Below are 18,485 nucleotides of genomic sequence, written 5' to 3'. Positions count from 1 at the left end.
CAGAATAAGAAATAAATTAGCTTTAAAGTTATAAGAGAATATCATTATCTAATGAGCTACAATCTTAATAAGTTTTTAAGAATTATCCGTTCACAACTAACTTTCTTGTATTAATAGATAATGTTTTAGAAAGAAAAAGGTAAGAGTAAGTATAAGAAAAGTATATGTTTGAAAAAGAAAAATAGGTTATTTTTATCTCAAAAATAAATTAAAAATATAATAAAAATAAATTATTTTTCCGTTTAATGGTTTATGTTTTCGTTTCTAAAATGATATACTTTTATATGTTAAAAGACATGTATGACAAAAAAAACAAAAACTAAAGTCTAAAAAAAAACATTAATTTAAGACTACTTTCTACCAAAGTCGGCAGGTATTTCGCCCCAACTTCTTGTTTCCCACTTCACTATAGGCACACGAAAAGTATGATCTCTAAGCCACAATTCAGCTCTTTTTACCATATTAAGCACCTCTTCGGTTTCAGAGCTACGTAATAAAGTAGTTTTGCATCGCTTTTTATTTACCCAAAGAATGGCATTGTACGAATCGCTATATATAATCTTATCTGCTATTTTATGCTTCTCCATTAAGGCTAAAGCATGTACTATGGCAAGAAATTCACCTATATTATTAGTCCCCTTTATTGGTCCGAAATGAAAGAGTTGCTGCCCTGTAGCAAGGTCTATCCCGCGATATTCCATCTTACCAGGATTACCCGAGCAAGCTGCATCTACAGCCCACGCCGCTGCCTTTACCTCTATTGGTAAAGGCAACACCGTGTCATGTCTATAATCAGGAGGATTTATAATAACGCTCATATAAATTTTATTTTCCGCTAATTATCCTTATTCATTTTATCCTACATACGTTCTGGCACCTCAATGCCAAGCAAAGACATACCATTCTTAATAATCTTAGCCACATTATTTGCTATAACTAAGCGTGTAATCTTTTCCGCATCTGTATCGGCTCCAAGAATGCTATAATCGTGATAAAACTGGTTAAACTCCTTTGTAAGCTCATAGCAATAATTAGCTATACCACTAGGACTATAGTCTACACCTGCTTGTGCTACTGTAGAACCAAACTCATTTAACTTCTGTACAAGGGCTATCTCCTTTTCATTTAAAGGAGATTTATCGGAAAGCATCTTTGGTATAGATATATGTTGTGCTTCTGCCTTACGCAATATACTACGAATACGCGCATAAGTATATTGTATGAAAGGACCCGTATTACCATTAAAATCTATCGATTCTTCAGGATTAAACAACATATTCTTACGTGCATCTACCTTTAATATGAAATATTTCAAAGCTCCCAAGCCTACGATACGAGCTATTTCGTTTTTCTCCTCTTCAGTAATACCTTCAAGCTTATTTACCTTATCCTCACTTAACTTTTTAGCATTCGCTATCATCGACTCTATCAAGTCGTCGGCATCAACCACAGTTCCTTCACGGCTTTTCATCTTACCATTAGGCAACTCTACCATGCCATATGAGAAATGAACAAGATCTTTACCCCATTTAAAACCTAAACGATCCAAAAGTATTGAAAGCACCTGAAAATGATAGTTCTGCTCATTACCTACAACATAAATCATCTTATCTATAGGATAATCAGTAAAACGCATCTGAGCCGTTCCTATATCTTGTGTCATATATACAGATGTACCATCTGCACGAAGCAATAATTTCTGATCTAAACCTTCATTTGTTAAGTCTGCCCAGACAGAATTATCATCTTTGCGGATAAAAAGCCCCTTGGCTAAGCCTTCTTCTACCTTCTTCTTACCAGCAAGATAAGTATTACTCTCATAATATATTTTATCAAAACTTACACCTAAAGCTTTATAAGTTTCATCAAAGCCAGCATATACCCAACTGTTCATCTTAGCCCAAAGGCTACGCACTTCAGGGTCATTAGCTTCCCATTTAACAAGCATTTCATGAGCTTCTTTCATCAATGGCGACTCCTTCTCTGCCCTCAACTTAGCCTCTTCTTCAGATAACCCATCAGCAAGAAACTTCTCTGTAAGCTCTTTTAGCTCCATACGATAATGCTTATCGAAAGCTACATAGAAATCGCCTATAAGATGATCGCCTTTCTTACCAGACTCTTCTGGAGTAATTCCATTACCCCACTTTAACCAAGCAAGCATGGATTTGCATATATGAATACCCCTATCATTAACAATATTAGTCTTTATAACCTTATTACCATTAGCTTCCATTATCCTTGCTAACGACCAACCTAAAAGATTATTACGAACATGGCCTAAATGAAGAGGCTTATTTGTGTTTGGAGAAGAATATTCTACCATTACAAGAGGACTCTCTTTTGTAATCTCCTTTTCGCCAAACTTATCTTTAGAACTAATATCATTAAGCAAACTTATCCATGCCTTCGAAGATATTACAAGGTTTAAAAAACCCTTTACCACATTATAAGAAGCAACAGCCGTACAGTTTGCCAAAAGATACTCGCCTATTTCCTGACCTGTTTGCTCTACACTCTTCTTAGATATTCTAAGCAATGGAAAAGTTACAAGAGTAAGATTACCCTCAAAATTAGTACGAGTCTTCTGTAGCTGCACCATGCTATCTGGCACTTCTACACCATATAAAAATTTAATGGCTGACAATGCAGCAACTGTTATCTGATGTTCTATATTCATATCTATATGTATATTTATGATATTTCAATACTGCAAAGGTATAGAAATTCAGCTAAATATAAAAGCAAATACAAAGGATATGCCCCCTTATTCATTATAATAGCATATAAATATAATTACCAATCTTTACGAAAAGGCTTATTATCATACACTATGTCATCATTATAAAAACTACGGGCAATAGTCTGCATCGCATTTATATTCATACGATAAAGACTGGGATCAAACCCAAACCACATAGTTCCACCATATCCCTTAGATACAATATCTTGAGCATAATAATTGGAAGTATAATAATTCCTTGAGCATTCATTAGAAGCTTGTATCATGCCTCTTCTACTTAAACCAGGATAATTATAACTCAAATCACTACATCTGCCATAATCTTGTATAGCAAAATCGATAAATTCACCTGGCTTTTTACCATTAACTGGCACCAATGAACCTGTACGACTATATACATAAACCTCAACTAAGCGATTAGGACCTAAATACTCCTTTAAATAATAACATAAACGTGAAGTTGCATAAACATTAGACCGCTCAAAGCCAGGATAATCTCCCTCGTTACCATATTCATCATCCAGAAACACGCCATCTAAATCATAAGCATCACACATAGCCTTCATATTGCGAGCAAAGGCTTTAGCACCTTCTTCTGATAAATTAGTTATGCCTGCACGATCATGGTTAGGCAAAATACCCATAATAACCTTTATTCCTTTTTCACGTAAAGGATCTATATACTTCTCCTTATAATCAAGTAAATGTTGTACATTCTCATTATTCTTATTATAAACCTCCCCAGTCTCTTCATTATAATTGATATTACCAGAAAAAAGCACTACCTGATCAAAAAAATATTTCTTACTATTTTTTAAAGTAAAACAAAGAGCATTAAGAGGATTAGAATCATTTACCTCAGGCATTGATATATTAATAAAAGGCTGTGCCTTATGACAATTAGGCATCTTAGAAATATCGCGAACCAAAAGAATAAAATTACCTCTTTCTGATATACCTATACCGTTATCACTGTTAATAGACAACGGTATAGCATAAGTGCTATTTTCTTTCAAATGCTCTGAAGTCTTATAAGCAACTGATATTGCCGTAGACTTATCTTCACCCTTTAGAATCTTAGCCGTTGTAGTAATAGCCACCAATTCCTTAGGCATTATTTCATATTTAGTTCCATGCTTCTTATTATACTGCTCAAGTACAGAAGCATTATAAACTATAGTAAACTTCGCAACATCTGTAGCAGAACTATTAAGATTAACATACATATCTGTTTTACCTTTATTATTAAAGATAATTGAGTCTACTTCAGAAGCCCCATACTTATCCGTTATAAAACTTAAAGGTCTTTCAGAACTAACATATCGTTTCTCATCTAATCTAGGTAATTCAACACTATCCGAACAAGATGTTGCAAAAACTCCTATAAAAGAAGATAATATAATAATTTTTATAATATTTGCTTTCATATTTTTTTTATTTTTTATCTTTATGATAATGAATGATTTTATAAATTAGTAATACGTCTTTCACGTTTATTTCTCAGGAAGAGAGACATTTAACCATGACAGATTACTATTAGCAATAGCATCATTACCATTACCTGTAACATCTTTTACTATATTTCCTGAAGGCTCATCAAACTTCCAATAAGCAACAAGCCCATCAGTTTTAGGATCTACTGAATAAATATGAGATGATATTTCTTCTTTTGTACGAATAACTTTCCATACACGTACCTCCGAGATCCAACCATCTAAATAGCGTCCATTATCATAAGACTTTCCTATAAAAAAAGCACGATCACCAAAGCCATTAAGATTAACGTTTATAATACCAGCGTTTACCTTAGATTGTTCTTTTCCATCAACATAAATAATCATTTCTTGAGACTGTTTATCATAAGTCATCGCAACATGTATCCATTTATTAATAGGTAATCCCTTAGAAGCATCTGGGGCTGGGAAATTCCCAGAATTAGTAGCTATCTGAATTTGATTACCTTTCCTATCAGCATCTCCTATACGAAATAAAAACTGACCTTCAATACCCATTACAGTTGTTATTAAACGACTAAAATCACGCACTTTTATAAGAGCCTCTAAAGTTACTTTCTGCATTTGTTCTACATCAGATGCAGTTTTCCAATTTACTGTTAGATAATTCTTATTAATATCAGCTACTACATTAATTAATGCTCCTGCTCGGAATACATAGTAATAATGTTTACTTGATGCCAACAAAGCTATATCATCAGTTTTTACTGTTATTGGTAATACATAAATTAAATCACGATTTAAAGAACTTAAATTCTTAAATTTAAATATCGCATCTGTCGATTTTACCGAATTAACTCCTACGGTTACTTTCCCTTTAACAACTTCATAACATTTATTTGGCAATATAACGGCATTAGCATAATAAGATTTATTATAAGTATTTACTATAGAAGGATCTACCACAAACTCTGCATTAACTTTATATTCAGCAGGACGAGCTAATGATAAATTCAAAGTCTTTGCCACATCTCCAATTGTACCCTTTATGATAGTCTCATTAATCATTGATTTTGCATCAATAAAACACTTATTGGTAAAGTATTCCTCTTTGTCATTCTGACAAGCTACAAACAACAATACTATCAAAGGTAAATATTTAATAAACTTCTTCATAATCTTTAGTTTTTAATAGAAGGATTCAATATGTTAATAGCTTTTCTCACAACAGGATAAGTAAAACTCGGGTGATAGTAATCAGAATTTATGTTTATCATAGCTAATCCTGCTATATCATATAATTCATGCTGAGCAGAAGCCCACTTTGCAGCACCTAATACGGCATATTTTTTCCCTACCCAATAACCTGTTTTACTATCTGTAGTATCAAAAGTATACATCATTACAGCAGGTAAAAATTTATTCAAAGGAACTCCTTCAACTACTGCGCTATTAATACACTTCATTACACCTGCTTCTGAAACTTCCTCTAAACACGGAATAATAATGTATTTAGATAACTTGAATATTTCTTTATTTATAACATTTTGAGGTTTGCCTTGAAAGATTAAAGTTTTATCGATATGTTTCTTAGCCCAATTCATAGCCATACCAATAAAGTTATTTTCCCATTCTGATAAAAGTTTTTTATCAGAATCCTCCATATAAAGTTTAAACTTACCATTATAACTTATAACAATCCCATCATAATTATACTTGCTACAGATGTCAAACGATGTTTTTACAGAATCAGTTAGATAATCATTAAAACTTTTATATTTTTTGTTTTTATTTTCAGGGACTTCAAAAAAGGCTTTTTTTTGAAGTGTATAAACAGCTTTTATCTTTTCAAAACTAATCTCATATAAAAACTTCATTGATTTTTTTTCACGCAGTTTTATCATATTTTCTAAATTCTCCTTATTTATAGAATAAGGATTTGTAAGAACAATATAATCTATACTATCTGGAATAGCTTTAATTTGCTGTCCTTGCGAGTTAGGATATAAATGACTATTATCAAACCAAGCCATTGCTATTTTATGCTTACTTGCTTTATAATCACGTAGCTTAGTAAGGTAATTATCATATAATTTAGTGTTTTGCGTTGATATCTCTGGCTCATTTATCTTTATCGTTTCAACATCTGTATTACAAGAACAAAAAGTAAAAGTAATAGCAATAGACAAACAAACCATAGAAAATGTAATATATTTCATATTTTTATTCTTAATTTTTATTAGTTTCTATAGCACAAATAGCATATATAAATTTTAATTTTTCTTAGCCCACCAGACATCTATACCTTGTGAGTTAGCTCCTCCAAGTAATTGTAAAGCTTTCTCATAGTTTTGCTTATTATCGCTGTTTTCAGACTTAGGGTACATCATGCGACGTGCTCCTCTGTTGCTATCAACAGTTCCCGCACTAAGATTTACTACTGCTGGCATTAACTTAGGGTATCCTGTACGACGAAATTCAGACCAAGCTTGATGCCCTAAAGGGAAATTAGCTATCCACTTTTGTGTAATAATACGCTCTAAACTCTTCTTAAAATTTCCATCTTCCCATTTTATTGTTATATCAGAAGGTACTTTGCTAAAACTATAAGTACCTGCTGGATCAATGTAAGAAGCTGGCGTATTTTCGCTATCGTTCATATAACTCTCTGCGCCTGATACCTGCCATTGCTCAAATGACAATTTTATTCCTTTATTATAAAGCTCTTTAGCAGTAGCGTTTCCCATTTTCCACCCACGCAAAGCACCTTCTGCTTTCAAGAAAGCTACTTCTGATGCATTCATCCACATTATGGGTGTATTGACCTTAACTTTATAATTAGAATAAGCATGTGCCACATCTGCATCTGGAATAGTAATACCGCTACGCAAACCTATATATTCATTATTAGCACCATCTAATGTTGATTTTGTAAACATAGCTTCACGTCTAGGATCTTTATACCCATTCATAAAGGTTATAATATTAGCATTCACACGTGAATCTCCACCATTATATTCATACATTACTACATAAAAAGGATTTTTACCTGCTTGTTTATAAAACGCATTATCACTATTATCTTGCATCACTCCTATAGAATGATTGACGGCACTTTCTGCCATTTCCTTAGCTTTTTTAGGCTCTACGTTTACAATACGCATAGCCATTCTTAGCTTTAAAGAGTTTGCTAAACGAATCCATTTTATCACCTTACCTTCATAAACATGATCGGCTTTTGGTGAAAAATCCTCTGTTTGATGTTTTGTCAATACTTCTATATCAGAATTTAGCTGCTCAAACATTTTATTATATATATCTTTCTGTGTATCATAAGGTGCCTTAATCTCTCCATTTTGACCTATCTTTGAATAAGGTATAGGTCCATAAGCATCTGTGATACGTTGCATAGCCAACACCTTAACAATGTCTGCTACAGCTATTGGTACAGGATTGATAGTATCTTTTGTTACAGGATCTATCATCTGCTCACTTACTTTTTTAACATTAACAAAAACTTTAGGTATAATATCTTTAAACAAAGATGCGCTCCAACCATCTTCTGGAACAAATGTAGAAAAGTTTTTATTATTAAATCCCGAATTACTATCAGACAAATACCCTCCCATAGTGCCACCACCTAAACAATCTGTAAATTGTAAAGTATTAATGTCAGCAGGAATAGCCCAATCAGATAAATTGACCATAGCAGAACTTAGGCTATACCCTTCGCGCTGCATCTCTTTAATATCTACCCCATAAGGGTTTCTGTTCATTGCTTCATATCCATCTGTACATGCAGTTATAAAAACCCCAGTGGCTACGGTTAATAAATATACTATAATATGTTTCATCTTCATAATTAAAATTTAAGTTTCACATTAAAACCTATATTTCTTGTACTTGGCGTCATAAAACGGTCAATACCTTGATAATAGTTGCCTGTTGTAGCAGTAGATTCAGGATCAAAAGGAGCCTTACAATATAAAAACAACAAGTTACGCCCCACTATAGACAAAGATAACTCTCCTAATCCAAAGAGTTGTTTCTTCTTAAATGTATATCCAAAGATAGCTTCTTGTAAACGAATATTTGTAGCACTATAAGTATAATATTGTGGAATGCCATCAGCTTGTCCGATTGCCGAATACCAAGCCTCTGGAGAGATTCTATCTTCACCATTTACTAACACATAACCCTTATCACGTGCTGCTGCAGAAGATTCTGATACACCATACTTATCTAAAGTAGCTTGTGTGGCTGAATAAACAATACCTCCAAAACGCGAAGTTATCATAAAGCCAAAATTAAAACCTTTATAACTGAAATCGTTGCGCCAAGCCATATTGCTCTTAGGTAATACTGACCCGAGGTATATCTCTCCTACATTATTATCACGGTAAACAGTACCATTATTATCTACATACACTTTCCCTTCACTATCGCGTTTAATATCTACAGTAGAATAAAGATCGCCTAAAGTTCCTCCTTCTTTTAATATAAATTTAGCATTACCTAAACCACCCATAACCAAACGGTCTTTATTTATTATAACTCCTGTCTCTGGATGTACATAATTACGTACCAGCTCATTTATCTTATTCTTATTAGCTGATAAAGTATAGTTAGTAGACCATACGAAATTTCCCCATTTCTTATTATATCCTAAAGACAGTTCTATACCTTTATTAGACACGTCTCCGGTCTGTATATATAAGGCACTATATCCTGACGACACAGAAATATCTGGATTAAAGGTTTGATTATAAGTGCGTGTTACATAATAAGTAACATCGAGATTGAAATGATTAAACAACTTTGTTTGCAAACCAAACTCCAAAGAGTTTGTTGTTTCTGGTTTTAAATTATAAATAGGATAAATGGTCTGTGTTTTCCATTGTTTATTATTATTATCCCATTCATATACAGGGTTAGCATACCATCTTGGAAAAGGAATACCTACTTTTGCAAAAGACCCACGCACCTTTAAATAATTTATCTGTTTTGGCAATTTAAAAGTCTCTGAAACTATCCATGATGTTCCTACAGAAGGATAAAAGAAGGAAGAGGTATTAGAGTGTGGACCTGCCAACATTGATGGCCAATCATTACGTCCTGTAATTGTAAGGTAAAGCTGATTAGCCAAACCTATTTCCATACTTCCAAATAACGATTTTGTTTGGTCATGATAACCTTCTTGTATTTTCTTTTCTGTCTTACCATCTAACTGGTAAATATTAAAGACATTTGGAATAAGATCCTCTCGAATGGAACCATCATTACCAAAACCACATTGCTTAATATCTGAAATAGATGCACCTAAAAAGGCTGATAAAGATAACTTGTCATGTAAAAAACTTTTGTTGGCATTTATCATCATATCGCCATAAGTCTGCTTATTATCTGTATTACGCAAGGCATACGAGCCATTAACCCCTGCTAAAGTACGATTAGTTGTTGCATAATTTTTTACTTCATAAGAGTTCGTAGCATTATCTATACGTATTCGAGCACTGGCACTTAACCAATCATTTAACATGTAGCTAATACCTGCATTAAACATATAACGATATTTTTTATTAGTACGAACATTACGATACGCTACCCAATAAGGATTCTGACCAACATATTCACTAAGAAGATTACCCCAATTCTGTACATATATACCACGCTGACTATCCCAACGTTCATACATCTTCATGCTCTCATTTGAGTTACCTCGTGGATATAGGTAAGCTGTTAGCAAAGGATTACCATAAACACCCTGATTAGTCATATTGCGATCGTTTTGTATAATATAACTTGCTCCTAAGTCTAATGTCATTTTATTATCAAGCAATTTGCTTGTATTACGAATAGAAAAGTTATAGCGATTATAATGATTGTTTGGAATTATTCCACCACTATTTAAAGCATTAGCCGAAAAAAACGTTTGGTTAGTCTTAGTTCCTGTAGAAAGTGTAAAGCCTTCTGTTGTTATAATACCTGTTTTTAAGAAATCCTTTAAAGGGTCATATCCCTGATAATTAGCTTCATTAAGCAGCTTTCCCCAGCTATAAGAATCTGTACCATTATCATGAATACTACTACCAGTACCATAACGATTTTGAAATTTTGGTAAACGAAAAGCTGTTGCTACCTCTGTTGTCTGACTTACTGTAAATTCGGTCTTTCCTATATTTCCTTTCTTTGTTGTAATGATAATAGCACCATTTGATGCACGATTACCATATAAAGCTGCAGCTGCAGCACCTGTAAGCACTGACATCGACTCAATATCTGCTGGATTAATATCCGCAATTGCTTCTGTAACACCTTTAGAATCGAACTCAGAACCACCTTCTTCTCCTTGGTTAAACATAGGAATACCATCAACTACATATAAGACATTACTACTTTGCTCTATACTTCGTGTTCCTCGCATCACCACCTTTGACGCTCCGCCTATACCTGAAGAAGATGTATTAATATTTACACCTGCAACCTTACCATTCAAAGAATTAATAAAATTAGCATCTTTGTTTTTCAACATATCATCTCCTTTGACCTGCTGCACATTATAGCTTAAAGCTTTCTGCTCACGCTTTATACCAAGAGCCGTAACAACTACCTCATTAAGCTCTTTGGTATCCGCTTTCAGCAATATGCTCTGTGTACCTGCCACTACTTTTTGCTCCTTTGACAGATAACCAATATAAGAACACTCTAATATGTCCCCATTATTAGCTTTTATGGAAAACATACCATCTAAATCGGTAACGGCAACTTTATTTGTTCCCTTTACCTTAACAGTTACACCAATGAGCGGCTCGCCGGAGGTATCGATAACCTTACCTGTAACATTGTTTGTCTGCGCATTAGCCGACATTGACAAAGAAAACATTACAGCAAAAGCTATGAAAACTTTCTTTATCCTCCGAACTTTTGAATACGAAAAATTGAATAGATCTTTAATCATACTACTATTTTAGGATTAAACTAATAAAATATCGTTTGTAAAATTGTATAATTTAAATATATTAATGGAACCGCAATAACAAGACATATCTATATACGCCTCATACCACTTTATCCCATAAAGTAACATTCTTTTTATTTAGGTAAAAAGGTTTTTAATTATAATGTTTCTAATTCGATGCAAAGATAATTATTTATACCCAAACGAAGTAAAAAAATATTATATTTTTAAAACTATTTTTTTTTACACTATTCCATAATACTGCTATAAGCATTTTTAATGGTATCTAAAGATTATTTTTCTTGCTTTGCCTTTTTATTATAAGACAAAACAACTATAAAAAACACTTTCTTACATACTAAAAATAATGTTTATAACGGCATAAGATAAGATATTAAACTTAAAAACAATATCTATTATTATTAAAATTAGGTTATTTTTAGCATGTTTTTAATTTATTTTTTGTCTATTTTTAATTTATTTTTCTATAAATAAAAACCCATTTCCTCACACTAAGCATCAGCTTTTGCAAGGAAACAGGTCATAGTTTGCTACGTAAAATACTATTATTTATATTAAATCAAACAACGGTATATACATTTTATCATTACATATACGATACAGTATTATATCATATCTAAAAAATATTGATGTATTCGTGTGTCGCTATTAAGCTCTGGGTGAAACGAAGTAACAAGCATATTGCGCTCACGCGCAGCTACTATATTACCATTAACTACAGAAAGAACCTTTACTTTACTGCCCACCTTTTTTATAAAAGGAGCACGTATAAAAGTCATAGGAACATCTTTATCTATTCCCTCAAATGGTGCGATGGTATAAAAACTACCCAACTGACGACCATAAGCGTTACGCATGGCAGTTATGTCCATTACAGCAAGCTGAGACTGTGTGTGCGTATTTTCGCTATCGCCTTCAACGTTTTTAGCTAACAAGATTAATCCTGCACAAGTGCCAAAGACAGGTAAGCCTTCTTCTATCGACTTTCGGATAGGAGTTTGCAAACCTAAGTCGACAAGAAGTTTTCCTATAGTAGTGCTTTCTCCACCCGGAATAATTAAAGCATCTTTAGATTGCTGCCAATCTGATAGTTTACGTATTTCAAAAAAATCTACACCTAAACGTTGTAGCATCTCTTCATGCTCAAGAAAAGCTCCCTGAAGTGCTAATATTGCTACTCTCATTGCCCACGTTCTGCCATGATTACCTCTATTTCTTGCTCATTGATACCAACCATAGCTTCACCTAAGTCTTCCGAAATTTCTGCCAATACCTTAGGATCGTTATAATTAGTAACAGCTTTAACTATAGCTGCTGCACGTTTTTCAGGATTACCACTCTTAAAAATACCAGAACCTACAAACACACCCTCTGCACCTAACTGCATCATAAGAGCAGCATCGGCAGGTGTAGCCACACCACCAGCAGCAAAATTGACAACAGGCAATTTACCATTTTCATGAACCCACTTTACCAATTCATAAGGCGCCTGTAGCTGTTTAGCGGCTTCAAAAAGCTCATCACCACACATACTTACTAAGCGGCGTATCTCTGCTTGCATCAAGCGCATATGTGATACTGCTTGCACAACATCTCCTGTACCCGGCTCACCCTTAGTACGAATCATAGTAGCTCCTTCTTGTATTCGGCGTAAAGCTTCACTAAGATTACGAGCACCGCAAACAAAAGGCACATCAAACTGCGTCTTATCTATATGGTAAACATTATCAGCTGGCGAAAGCACTTCGCTTTCGTCTATATAATCTATCTCTATAGCTTGTAAAATTTGCGCTTCAGCTATATGACCTATACGACATTTTGCCATTACCGGAATGGTAACTGCCTCTTGTATACCTTTAATCATTTTAGGATCGCTCATACGGCTAACACCGCCAGCAGCACGAATATCTGCAGGTATACGTTCCAATGCCATTACGGCACAAGCACCAGCGGCCTCTGCTATACGTGCTTGTTCAGGAGTTGTTACGTCCATAATAACACCACCTTTTAACATTTGTGCTAAATTGCGGTTTAATGTTTGTCTTTCGTTACTCATCTTATTAAATATTTTAAATTGTTATTCTGTCTTTCTAAAGTGTATAAATGTAAGCGATAATAAAGCACACAAAAAGCATTAACGCTTACTATTTCTCCTTCTAAACTCACTTGGTGTAAGTCCGGTTTGCTTCTTAAAATACTTTGTAAACTGTGCTTGCGAACCAAACTTAAAGTTATACGCTACCTCTTGTATAGTAAGCATAGTAGATAATAGCCTGTTTGAAATAGTTTCTGTCAAAGCTTTATCTATTATATTCTTAGGATTCTTACCTGACACCTTATGAGTTACCTGCGAAAGATAAGTGGGAGAAACGTTTAAGCAATCAGCATAAAAAGCAACATCTCTATTAGTAGCATTATGCTGCTGTACTGCTGTTAAGAACTCGTTATAAAGTTGCGCACTGCGTCCTATCAGGCTTACTTCATGTTTTACAAAAGTATTAGCATAGTCCATAGCTTTAGCAATGGCATTATTTACTAACTTTTCTGTATTAAGATATACTGCCAATGCCGATGAAAAAACATTAGAAAAGCCATGACCATGCGGATTATCAAGCACAATAACACGCGTATCTTCAAAGAAATCCCTTTCAGTAAACTTTTCTTTATCTCGTTCTCTTAACACTACAATAGAGCATAAAGGTAACAACTTGCAGCGTATTAATGCTACAACATCATCTGATAATAATTCATCTCCATTACTTGCTGTTATAACAGGGTCATAAACAACAAATTTAGGACGATACTTCTGCAACGTTTCTACAATGACATCTAAGGTTTCGGCATTACGAACCAACCCTATACGCATCGTATCTGGTTGTACATCATTGATAATTGCCTCTATTTGTCCACGAACAGCAGCTGCAGGCAAGTCGTACACCGACTGAATACCTAAAGTGTTCTGCATAGTTATAGAAGTAATAGCAGATACAGCACGGCCTCCTAAGGACGATATAGTTTTTATATCTGCCTGAATACCTGAACCACCAGTACCATCAGATCCTGTTATGGATAATATAATAGCCATATATATTAAGCTCTTTTACTATACTTACAAAGTAAAAATAAATATTTTATATGTGCAAGTAACGTTTGTAAACTGACAAAAAAAACTAAAGTTTTACTAAACATTCATATCTATAACCCCATAATTTAATGTAAGCTCGACTAATTCACATTAAATTATCAAACAAATAATAAATCTCAAAATAAAATATGACGCACCTTATCTATTAGGTGCGCCATATCTATATTAAAACATACAATGTTACAATTACCCCACTTGGCTACCTGGTTTTACCTTGCTAAGTGTAGTAGTTACAGCAAGCGAACCATCAAAATTGACCGCAGAAAGTATCATACCCTGACTCTCTATGCCCATCATCTTGCGTGGAGGGAAGTTAGCTACAAACAAAACATCTTTACCTATAAGCTGTTCTGGCTCATAGTAAGCTGCTATACCACTAAGAATAGTACGTTCCGTACCAGAGCCGTCATCAATGCTAAACTTTAATAGTTTCTTGCTCTTTTTTACTTTCTCACAATTAACAATGTGTCCTACACGGATATCAAGTTTCTCAAACTCATCAAACAAAACACTTTCCTTAATTGGTGCTGCCTTACTATTAGCTTCTTCGTTTGCCTTTTTTGTAGCTTCGAGCTTCTTAAGCTGTGCCTCTATAACATCATCTTCTATCTTTTCAAAGAGCAAATGCGGCTCTGCTAACTGATGGCCTGCTTTAAGAAGATCGGTAGAACCTAACTCGCTCCAGTCGTATGTTGTCATATTAATAAGCTTACGTAGCTCTGCAGAACTAAATGGCAGGAAAGGTTCGAAGGCTATACTTAGATTAGCAACCAATTGCAATGAAATATTCAATACCGTTTCCACTCGCTTAGGATCGGTCTTCCACACTTTCCAAGGCTCACATTCTGTTATATAACGATTACCTATTCGGGCTAAGTTCATTGCCTCTTTTTGTGCTTCACGAAACTTAAATGCGTCTAAAGAAGCCTCTACCTTTTCCTTTACATCTTTAAATTCGGCTATTATCTGCTTATCTATATCCTTTAATTCGCCACAAGGAGGCACTATACCGTTCCAATACTTTTTGGTTAATTGTAAAGCACGATTAACGAAATTCCCATAAATAGACACCAGTTCCGAGTTGTTACGTTCCTGAAAATCCTTCCATGTGAAGTTATTATCCTTTGTCTCTGGTGCATTAGCTGTTAATACATAACGTAAAACATCTTGCTTACCTGGGAAATCAACTAAATACTCATGTAACCAAACAGCCCAATTTTTGCTGGTAGATATTTTGTCATTCTCAAGATTTAAAAACTCATTAGCAGGTACGTTATCTGGTAAAATATATCCACCATGTGCCTTTAACATTATAGGAAAAATTATGCAATGGAACACAATATTATCTTTTCCTATAAAATGTATCAAACGTGTTTCTGGATCTTTCCACCACTTTTCCCAATTTCCAAATCGTTCTGGCTCATTATCGCACAGCTCTTTAGTATTAGAAATATAACCTATGGGGGCATCAAACCAAACGTAGAGCACCTTACCCTCTGCTCCCTTTACAGGCACAGGTATACCCCAGTCTAAGTCGCGCGTCATCGCACGTGGCTGCAAATCCATATCCAGCCAACTCTTACACTGACCATATACATTAGAACGCCACTCCTTATGCTCTTTTAATATCCATTCTTTGAGCCACTCCTGATAATTATTTAGTGGTAAATACCAGTTTTTTGTATTCTTCAACACAGGCTTCGAGCCAGATATTGTAGAACGAGGATTCTTCAATTCCAAAGGACTAAGATCCAAACCACACTTCTCGCACTGATCTCCATATGCATTAGGATTACCACAATGTGGACATTCGCCCATCACATATCTATCAGCTAAAAACTGTTTTGCACTTTCATCATATAGCTGCTCACCTTCTTTTTCTATCAGTTTACCGTCCTCATAAAGCTTTTTAAAGAAATCGCTTGCAAACTTATTATGAACATTGCTTGTAGTACGGCTATATACATCAAACGAAATACCAAACTCATTAAATGAATCTTTTATCATCTTATGATATCTATCGCACACATCTTGAGGGGTTATACCTTCCTTTCTTGCACGAATAGTAATAGGCACTCCATGCTCATCAGATCCACCTATAAAAATTACTTCTTGCTTTTTAAGACGAAGATAACGCACATAAATGTCTGAAGGAACATATACACCAGCAAGATGACCGATATGAACACCACCATTAGCATAAGGCAATGCGGCTGTAACAGTGGTACGTTTAAATTTCTTTTCTTCCATATATGGTTTACTATTGTTTCTATTGCAAAGTTACTTCAATTTAAATAAATAGCAAAGCTTATTGTATTCTAATACTTTTACCTGCCTGATAGCAAGCTATAGTACGCTCACCTTTCTTATAAATATCTTCACTGCCTTGCATATCAAGCACAAAACCATTAGCTTTTACTTGTGCCACAAGATTGTTATAAGCAGGTAGGTTAAATACAGCTATAATCATAGCACCATCTTTAAATGCTATATAACTCGACACACCTTTAGCTAAAGGTTTAGGATAATCGGAATAAGCAGTCTTGGTAAGTAGTTTAGAAAGTACACAATTCTTATAATACATCTTAGAAAAATTGTCTAAACGATATACCTCATACCCTTTCTTTAGCTTATATCCATACTTCTTTGTTATAACAGGTATGAGGTTAGGCGTTTCATACATCTCTACAGCTTCTGCTACAGATATTACATCACTAATAGGAAGTACACTCTCCACTGTATCATGGGGTATATCCTTGACACTTGTAGTAATAACTTTTTGTTTTGTACCACAACTCACCAACACCAGCATAAGACCTATTATGAAGGCTATTTGTAATCTTTTATTTTTCATCTTCTTTGTTTTTATTATTCTTTTTACTATCTATTTTTATTTTAATGCACGTCTATTTTCTTCATTAAACAAGTAAGTTCTTAACATAATCTTGAGTTTCCTTTCTTGATATAGTTCTTATTCCTGTCTTTGATACATATAATATTATATCAGCAAAGTGTGTGGCAAGATCAATATCATGAGTAGAAAGTAATATTATCTTATCTAACTTATGTGCTAATTTGATAAGTAACTTATAACAATCTACCTTTGAAGGAAAATCAAGAAAAGCAGTAGGCTCATCTAAAAGAATAATAGGAGTTTCCTGTGCTAATGCTTTTGCTATCATTACCTTTTGCATCTCTCCATCTGATAAAGTATTTATCAACCTGCCCTTTAAACTGTTTATACCTACTCTATTAATCGAATCTTCTATTACCTGTTTATCTTCCTTACATAATATCCCCCAAAAACCTGTATAAGGAGATCTGCCCATACCTATCACCTCTTCCACTGTTACATTCTGAATATCTGGCTTTGTGGTAAGTACTACACTTATTTTATGTGCTAATTCTTTACAAGACAATACTGATAAACTAATATTATTAATAAAAATATCACCCTTTAGCTTTGGCAAAAAGCCTGAAAGAGTTTTTAAAAAGGTAGACTTACCTACTCCATTAGCACCTATCAAGCAAGTCAATTTGCCACTCTTTATCTCAATATTAATATCAGATATTATATTATAATGTCTTTGATAGCCTATATCAAGATGTGAAACAGTAAATTGCATACAACCTTTATATTTTTAAAAACTTATTTATCCTATAATAAAGAATCCTCTTTTAAAGGAATTAAAACTGCGAAATTAATCATATTCTTTTATTTTCGCAAATATGACTATTACTTTTTAATTTAATAAATATAAAAATAATCCTACATCAACAGCTTTACCAAATTTTTATATTTACATACTTCCATACCTGCATACATGCTATCCCATGTATAAGACTGTTCCTCTTTTTTGTACCATTCAATATATATTAACACTTTAAAATAGCACAACCTTTCCTACATAAGCCACCTTTAGTTATATAACAACTCTTACTTTTTTAATATATAATTCATACTACTATAACTTATTAACCCAAGTTTAACCGGCAAAATTATTTTTCATAAATTTTCGGGATATTTTGTGTAGTATTAATTTGATAAATGATTGATAATCAAGTGTAGGGTATTGTAACGAGGGGCAAAAACCGATTTGTAGGACACAGTCATATCAAAATTATTTTGTTACTTTGCACTCATGCACGCAAATGTACAGACAC

Annotated in this window: 13 protein-coding genes; all 13 read right to left on the bottom strand. The window is 33.8% G+C overall.

From position 1 onward, the window contains the following. Positions 1–350: 350 nt before the first annotated feature. Positions 351–818, bottom strand: coding sequence for an RNase H family protein (locus F596_RS0107510; protein ID WP_008450789.1), 468 nt, complete (start codon positions 816–818; stop codon positions 351–353). A 41-nt stretch (positions 819–859) separates the two neighbouring features. After that, positions 860–2,680, bottom strand: a complete 1,821-nt coding sequence (gene argS, locus F596_RS0107505) for an arginine--tRNA ligase (RefSeq protein ID WP_008450827.1) — start codon at positions 2,678–2,680, stop codon at positions 860–862. A gap of 116 nt (positions 2,681–2,796) precedes the next feature. Next, on the bottom strand, positions 2,797–4,170 hold the full coding sequence (locus F596_RS0107500) for a BT_3987 domain-containing protein (protein ID WP_019036464.1): 1,374 nt from the start codon (positions 4,168–4,170) through the stop codon (positions 2,797–2,799). A gap of 66 nt (positions 4,171–4,236) precedes the next feature. Further along, the gene (locus tag F596_RS0107495) at positions 4,237–5,373 is read right to left on the bottom strand and encodes a DUF1735 and LamG domain-containing protein (protein ID WP_019036463.1); all 1,137 of its coding nucleotides are present in this window, start codon (positions 5,371–5,373) and stop codon (positions 4,237–4,239) included. Between the two features lie 5 nt (positions 5,374–5,378). Then, the gene (locus tag F596_RS0107490) at positions 5,379–6,416 is read right to left on the bottom strand and encodes a glycoside hydrolase family 18 (RefSeq protein ID WP_019036462.1); all 1,038 of its coding nucleotides are present in this window, start codon (positions 6,414–6,416) and stop codon (positions 5,379–5,381) included. Between the two features lie 54 nt (positions 6,417–6,470). Next, positions 6,471–8,057 carry a RagB/SusD family nutrient uptake outer membrane protein gene (locus F596_RS0107485; protein ID WP_019036461.1) on the bottom strand — a complete coding sequence of 529 codons (1,587 nt, stop codon included), beginning with the start codon at positions 8,055–8,057 and terminating at the stop codon, positions 6,471–6,473. 2 nt (positions 8,058–8,059) lie between these two features. Then, on the bottom strand, positions 8,060–11,065 hold the full coding sequence (locus F596_RS0107480; RefSeq protein ID WP_019036460.1) for a SusC/RagA family TonB-linked outer membrane protein: 3,006 nt from the start codon (positions 11,063–11,065) through the stop codon (positions 8,060–8,062). Positions 11,066–11,781: 716 nt separating this feature from the next. After that, positions 11,782–12,360 (bottom strand): pyridoxal 5'-phosphate synthase glutaminase subunit PdxT, encoded by a 579-nt coding sequence (pdxT, locus tag F596_RS0107475; RefSeq protein ID WP_019036459.1) that lies wholly within the window; start codon positions 12,358–12,360, stop codon positions 11,782–11,784. Beyond that, positions 12,357–13,232, bottom strand: a complete 876-nt coding sequence (gene pdxS / locus F596_RS0107470) for a pyridoxal 5'-phosphate synthase lyase subunit PdxS (RefSeq protein ID WP_019036458.1) — start codon at positions 13,230–13,232, stop codon at positions 12,357–12,359. Before pdxS ends, pdxT begins: the two co-directional genes overlap by 4 nt. A gap of 78 nt (positions 13,233–13,310) precedes the next feature. Continuing rightward, positions 13,311–14,261 (bottom strand): bifunctional hydroxymethylpyrimidine kinase/phosphomethylpyrimidine kinase, encoded by a 951-nt coding sequence (locus F596_RS0107465; protein WP_019036457.1) that lies wholly within the window; start codon positions 14,259–14,261, stop codon positions 13,311–13,313. 246 nt (positions 14,262–14,507) lie between these two features. Beyond that, positions 14,508–16,571: a methionine--tRNA ligase gene (gene metG / locus F596_RS0107460; protein WP_019036456.1), complete on the bottom strand. Its 2,064-nt coding sequence runs from the start codon at positions 16,569–16,571 to the stop codon at positions 14,508–14,510. A 58-nt stretch (positions 16,572–16,629) separates the two neighbouring features. Continuing rightward, complete coding sequence (locus F596_RS0107455; RefSeq protein WP_019036455.1) at positions 16,630–17,175, bottom strand: hypothetical protein; 546 nt, start codon at positions 17,173–17,175, stop codon at positions 16,630–16,632. A gap of 64 nt (positions 17,176–17,239) precedes the next feature. Beyond that, on the bottom strand, positions 17,240–17,947 hold the full coding sequence (locus tag F596_RS0107450; RefSeq protein ID WP_019036454.1) for an ABC transporter ATP-binding protein: 708 nt from the start codon (positions 17,945–17,947) through the stop codon (positions 17,240–17,242). Positions 17,948–18,485: the final 538 nt, after the last annotated feature.

The organism is Prevotella amnii DSM 23384 = JCM 14753 (assembly GCF_000378745.1).
Taxonomy (GTDB): Bacteria; Bacteroidota; Bacteroidia; order Bacteroidales; family Bacteroidaceae; genus Prevotella; species Prevotella amnii.
The sequence above is the reverse complement of the archived record's forward strand: the minus strand, read 5'-3'. Positions and strand labels throughout refer to the sequence as shown.

Coding starts and splice junctions, on each gene's coding strand:
- F596_RS0107510 (WP_008450789.1), bottom strand. CDS start 818: ATGAGCGTTATTATAAATCCTCCTGATTATAGACATGACACGGTGTTG.
- argS (WP_008450827.1), bottom strand. CDS start 2,680: ATGAATATAGAACATCAGATAACAGTTGCTGCATTGTCAGCCATTAAA.
- F596_RS0107500 (WP_019036464.1), bottom strand. CDS start 4,170: ATGAAAGCAAATATTATAAAAATTATTATATTATCTTCTTTTATAGGA.
- F596_RS0107495 (WP_019036463.1), bottom strand. CDS start 5,373: ATGAAGAAGTTTATTAAATATTTACCTTTGATAGTATTGTTGTTTGTA.
- F596_RS0107490 (WP_019036462.1), bottom strand. CDS start 6,416: ATGAAATATATTACATTTTCTATGGTTTGTTTGTCTATTGCTATTACT.
- F596_RS0107485 (WP_019036461.1), bottom strand. CDS start 8,057: ATGAAGATGAAACATATTATAGTATATTTATTAACCGTAGCCACTGGG.
- F596_RS0107480 (WP_019036460.1), bottom strand. CDS start 11,065: ATGTCGGCTAATGCGCAGACAAACAATGTTACAGGTAAGGTTATCGAT.
- pdxT (WP_019036459.1), bottom strand. CDS start 12,360: ATGAGAGTAGCAATATTAGCACTTCAGGGAGCTTTTCTTGAGCATGAA.
- pdxS (WP_019036458.1), bottom strand. CDS start 13,232: ATGAGTAACGAAAGACAAACATTAAACCGCAATTTAGCACAAATGTTA.
- F596_RS0107465 (WP_019036457.1), bottom strand. CDS start 14,261: ATGGCTATTATATTATCCATAACAGGATCTGATGGTACTGGTGGTTCA.
- metG (WP_019036456.1), bottom strand. CDS start 16,571: ATGGAAGAAAAGAAATTTAAACGTACCACTGTTACAGCCGCATTGCCT.
- F596_RS0107455 (WP_019036455.1), bottom strand. CDS start 17,175: ATGAAAAATAAAAGATTACAAATAGCCTTCATAATAGGTCTTATGCTG.
- F596_RS0107450 (WP_019036454.1), bottom strand. CDS start 17,947: ATGCAATTTACTGTTTCACATCTTGATATAGGCTATCAAAGACATTAT.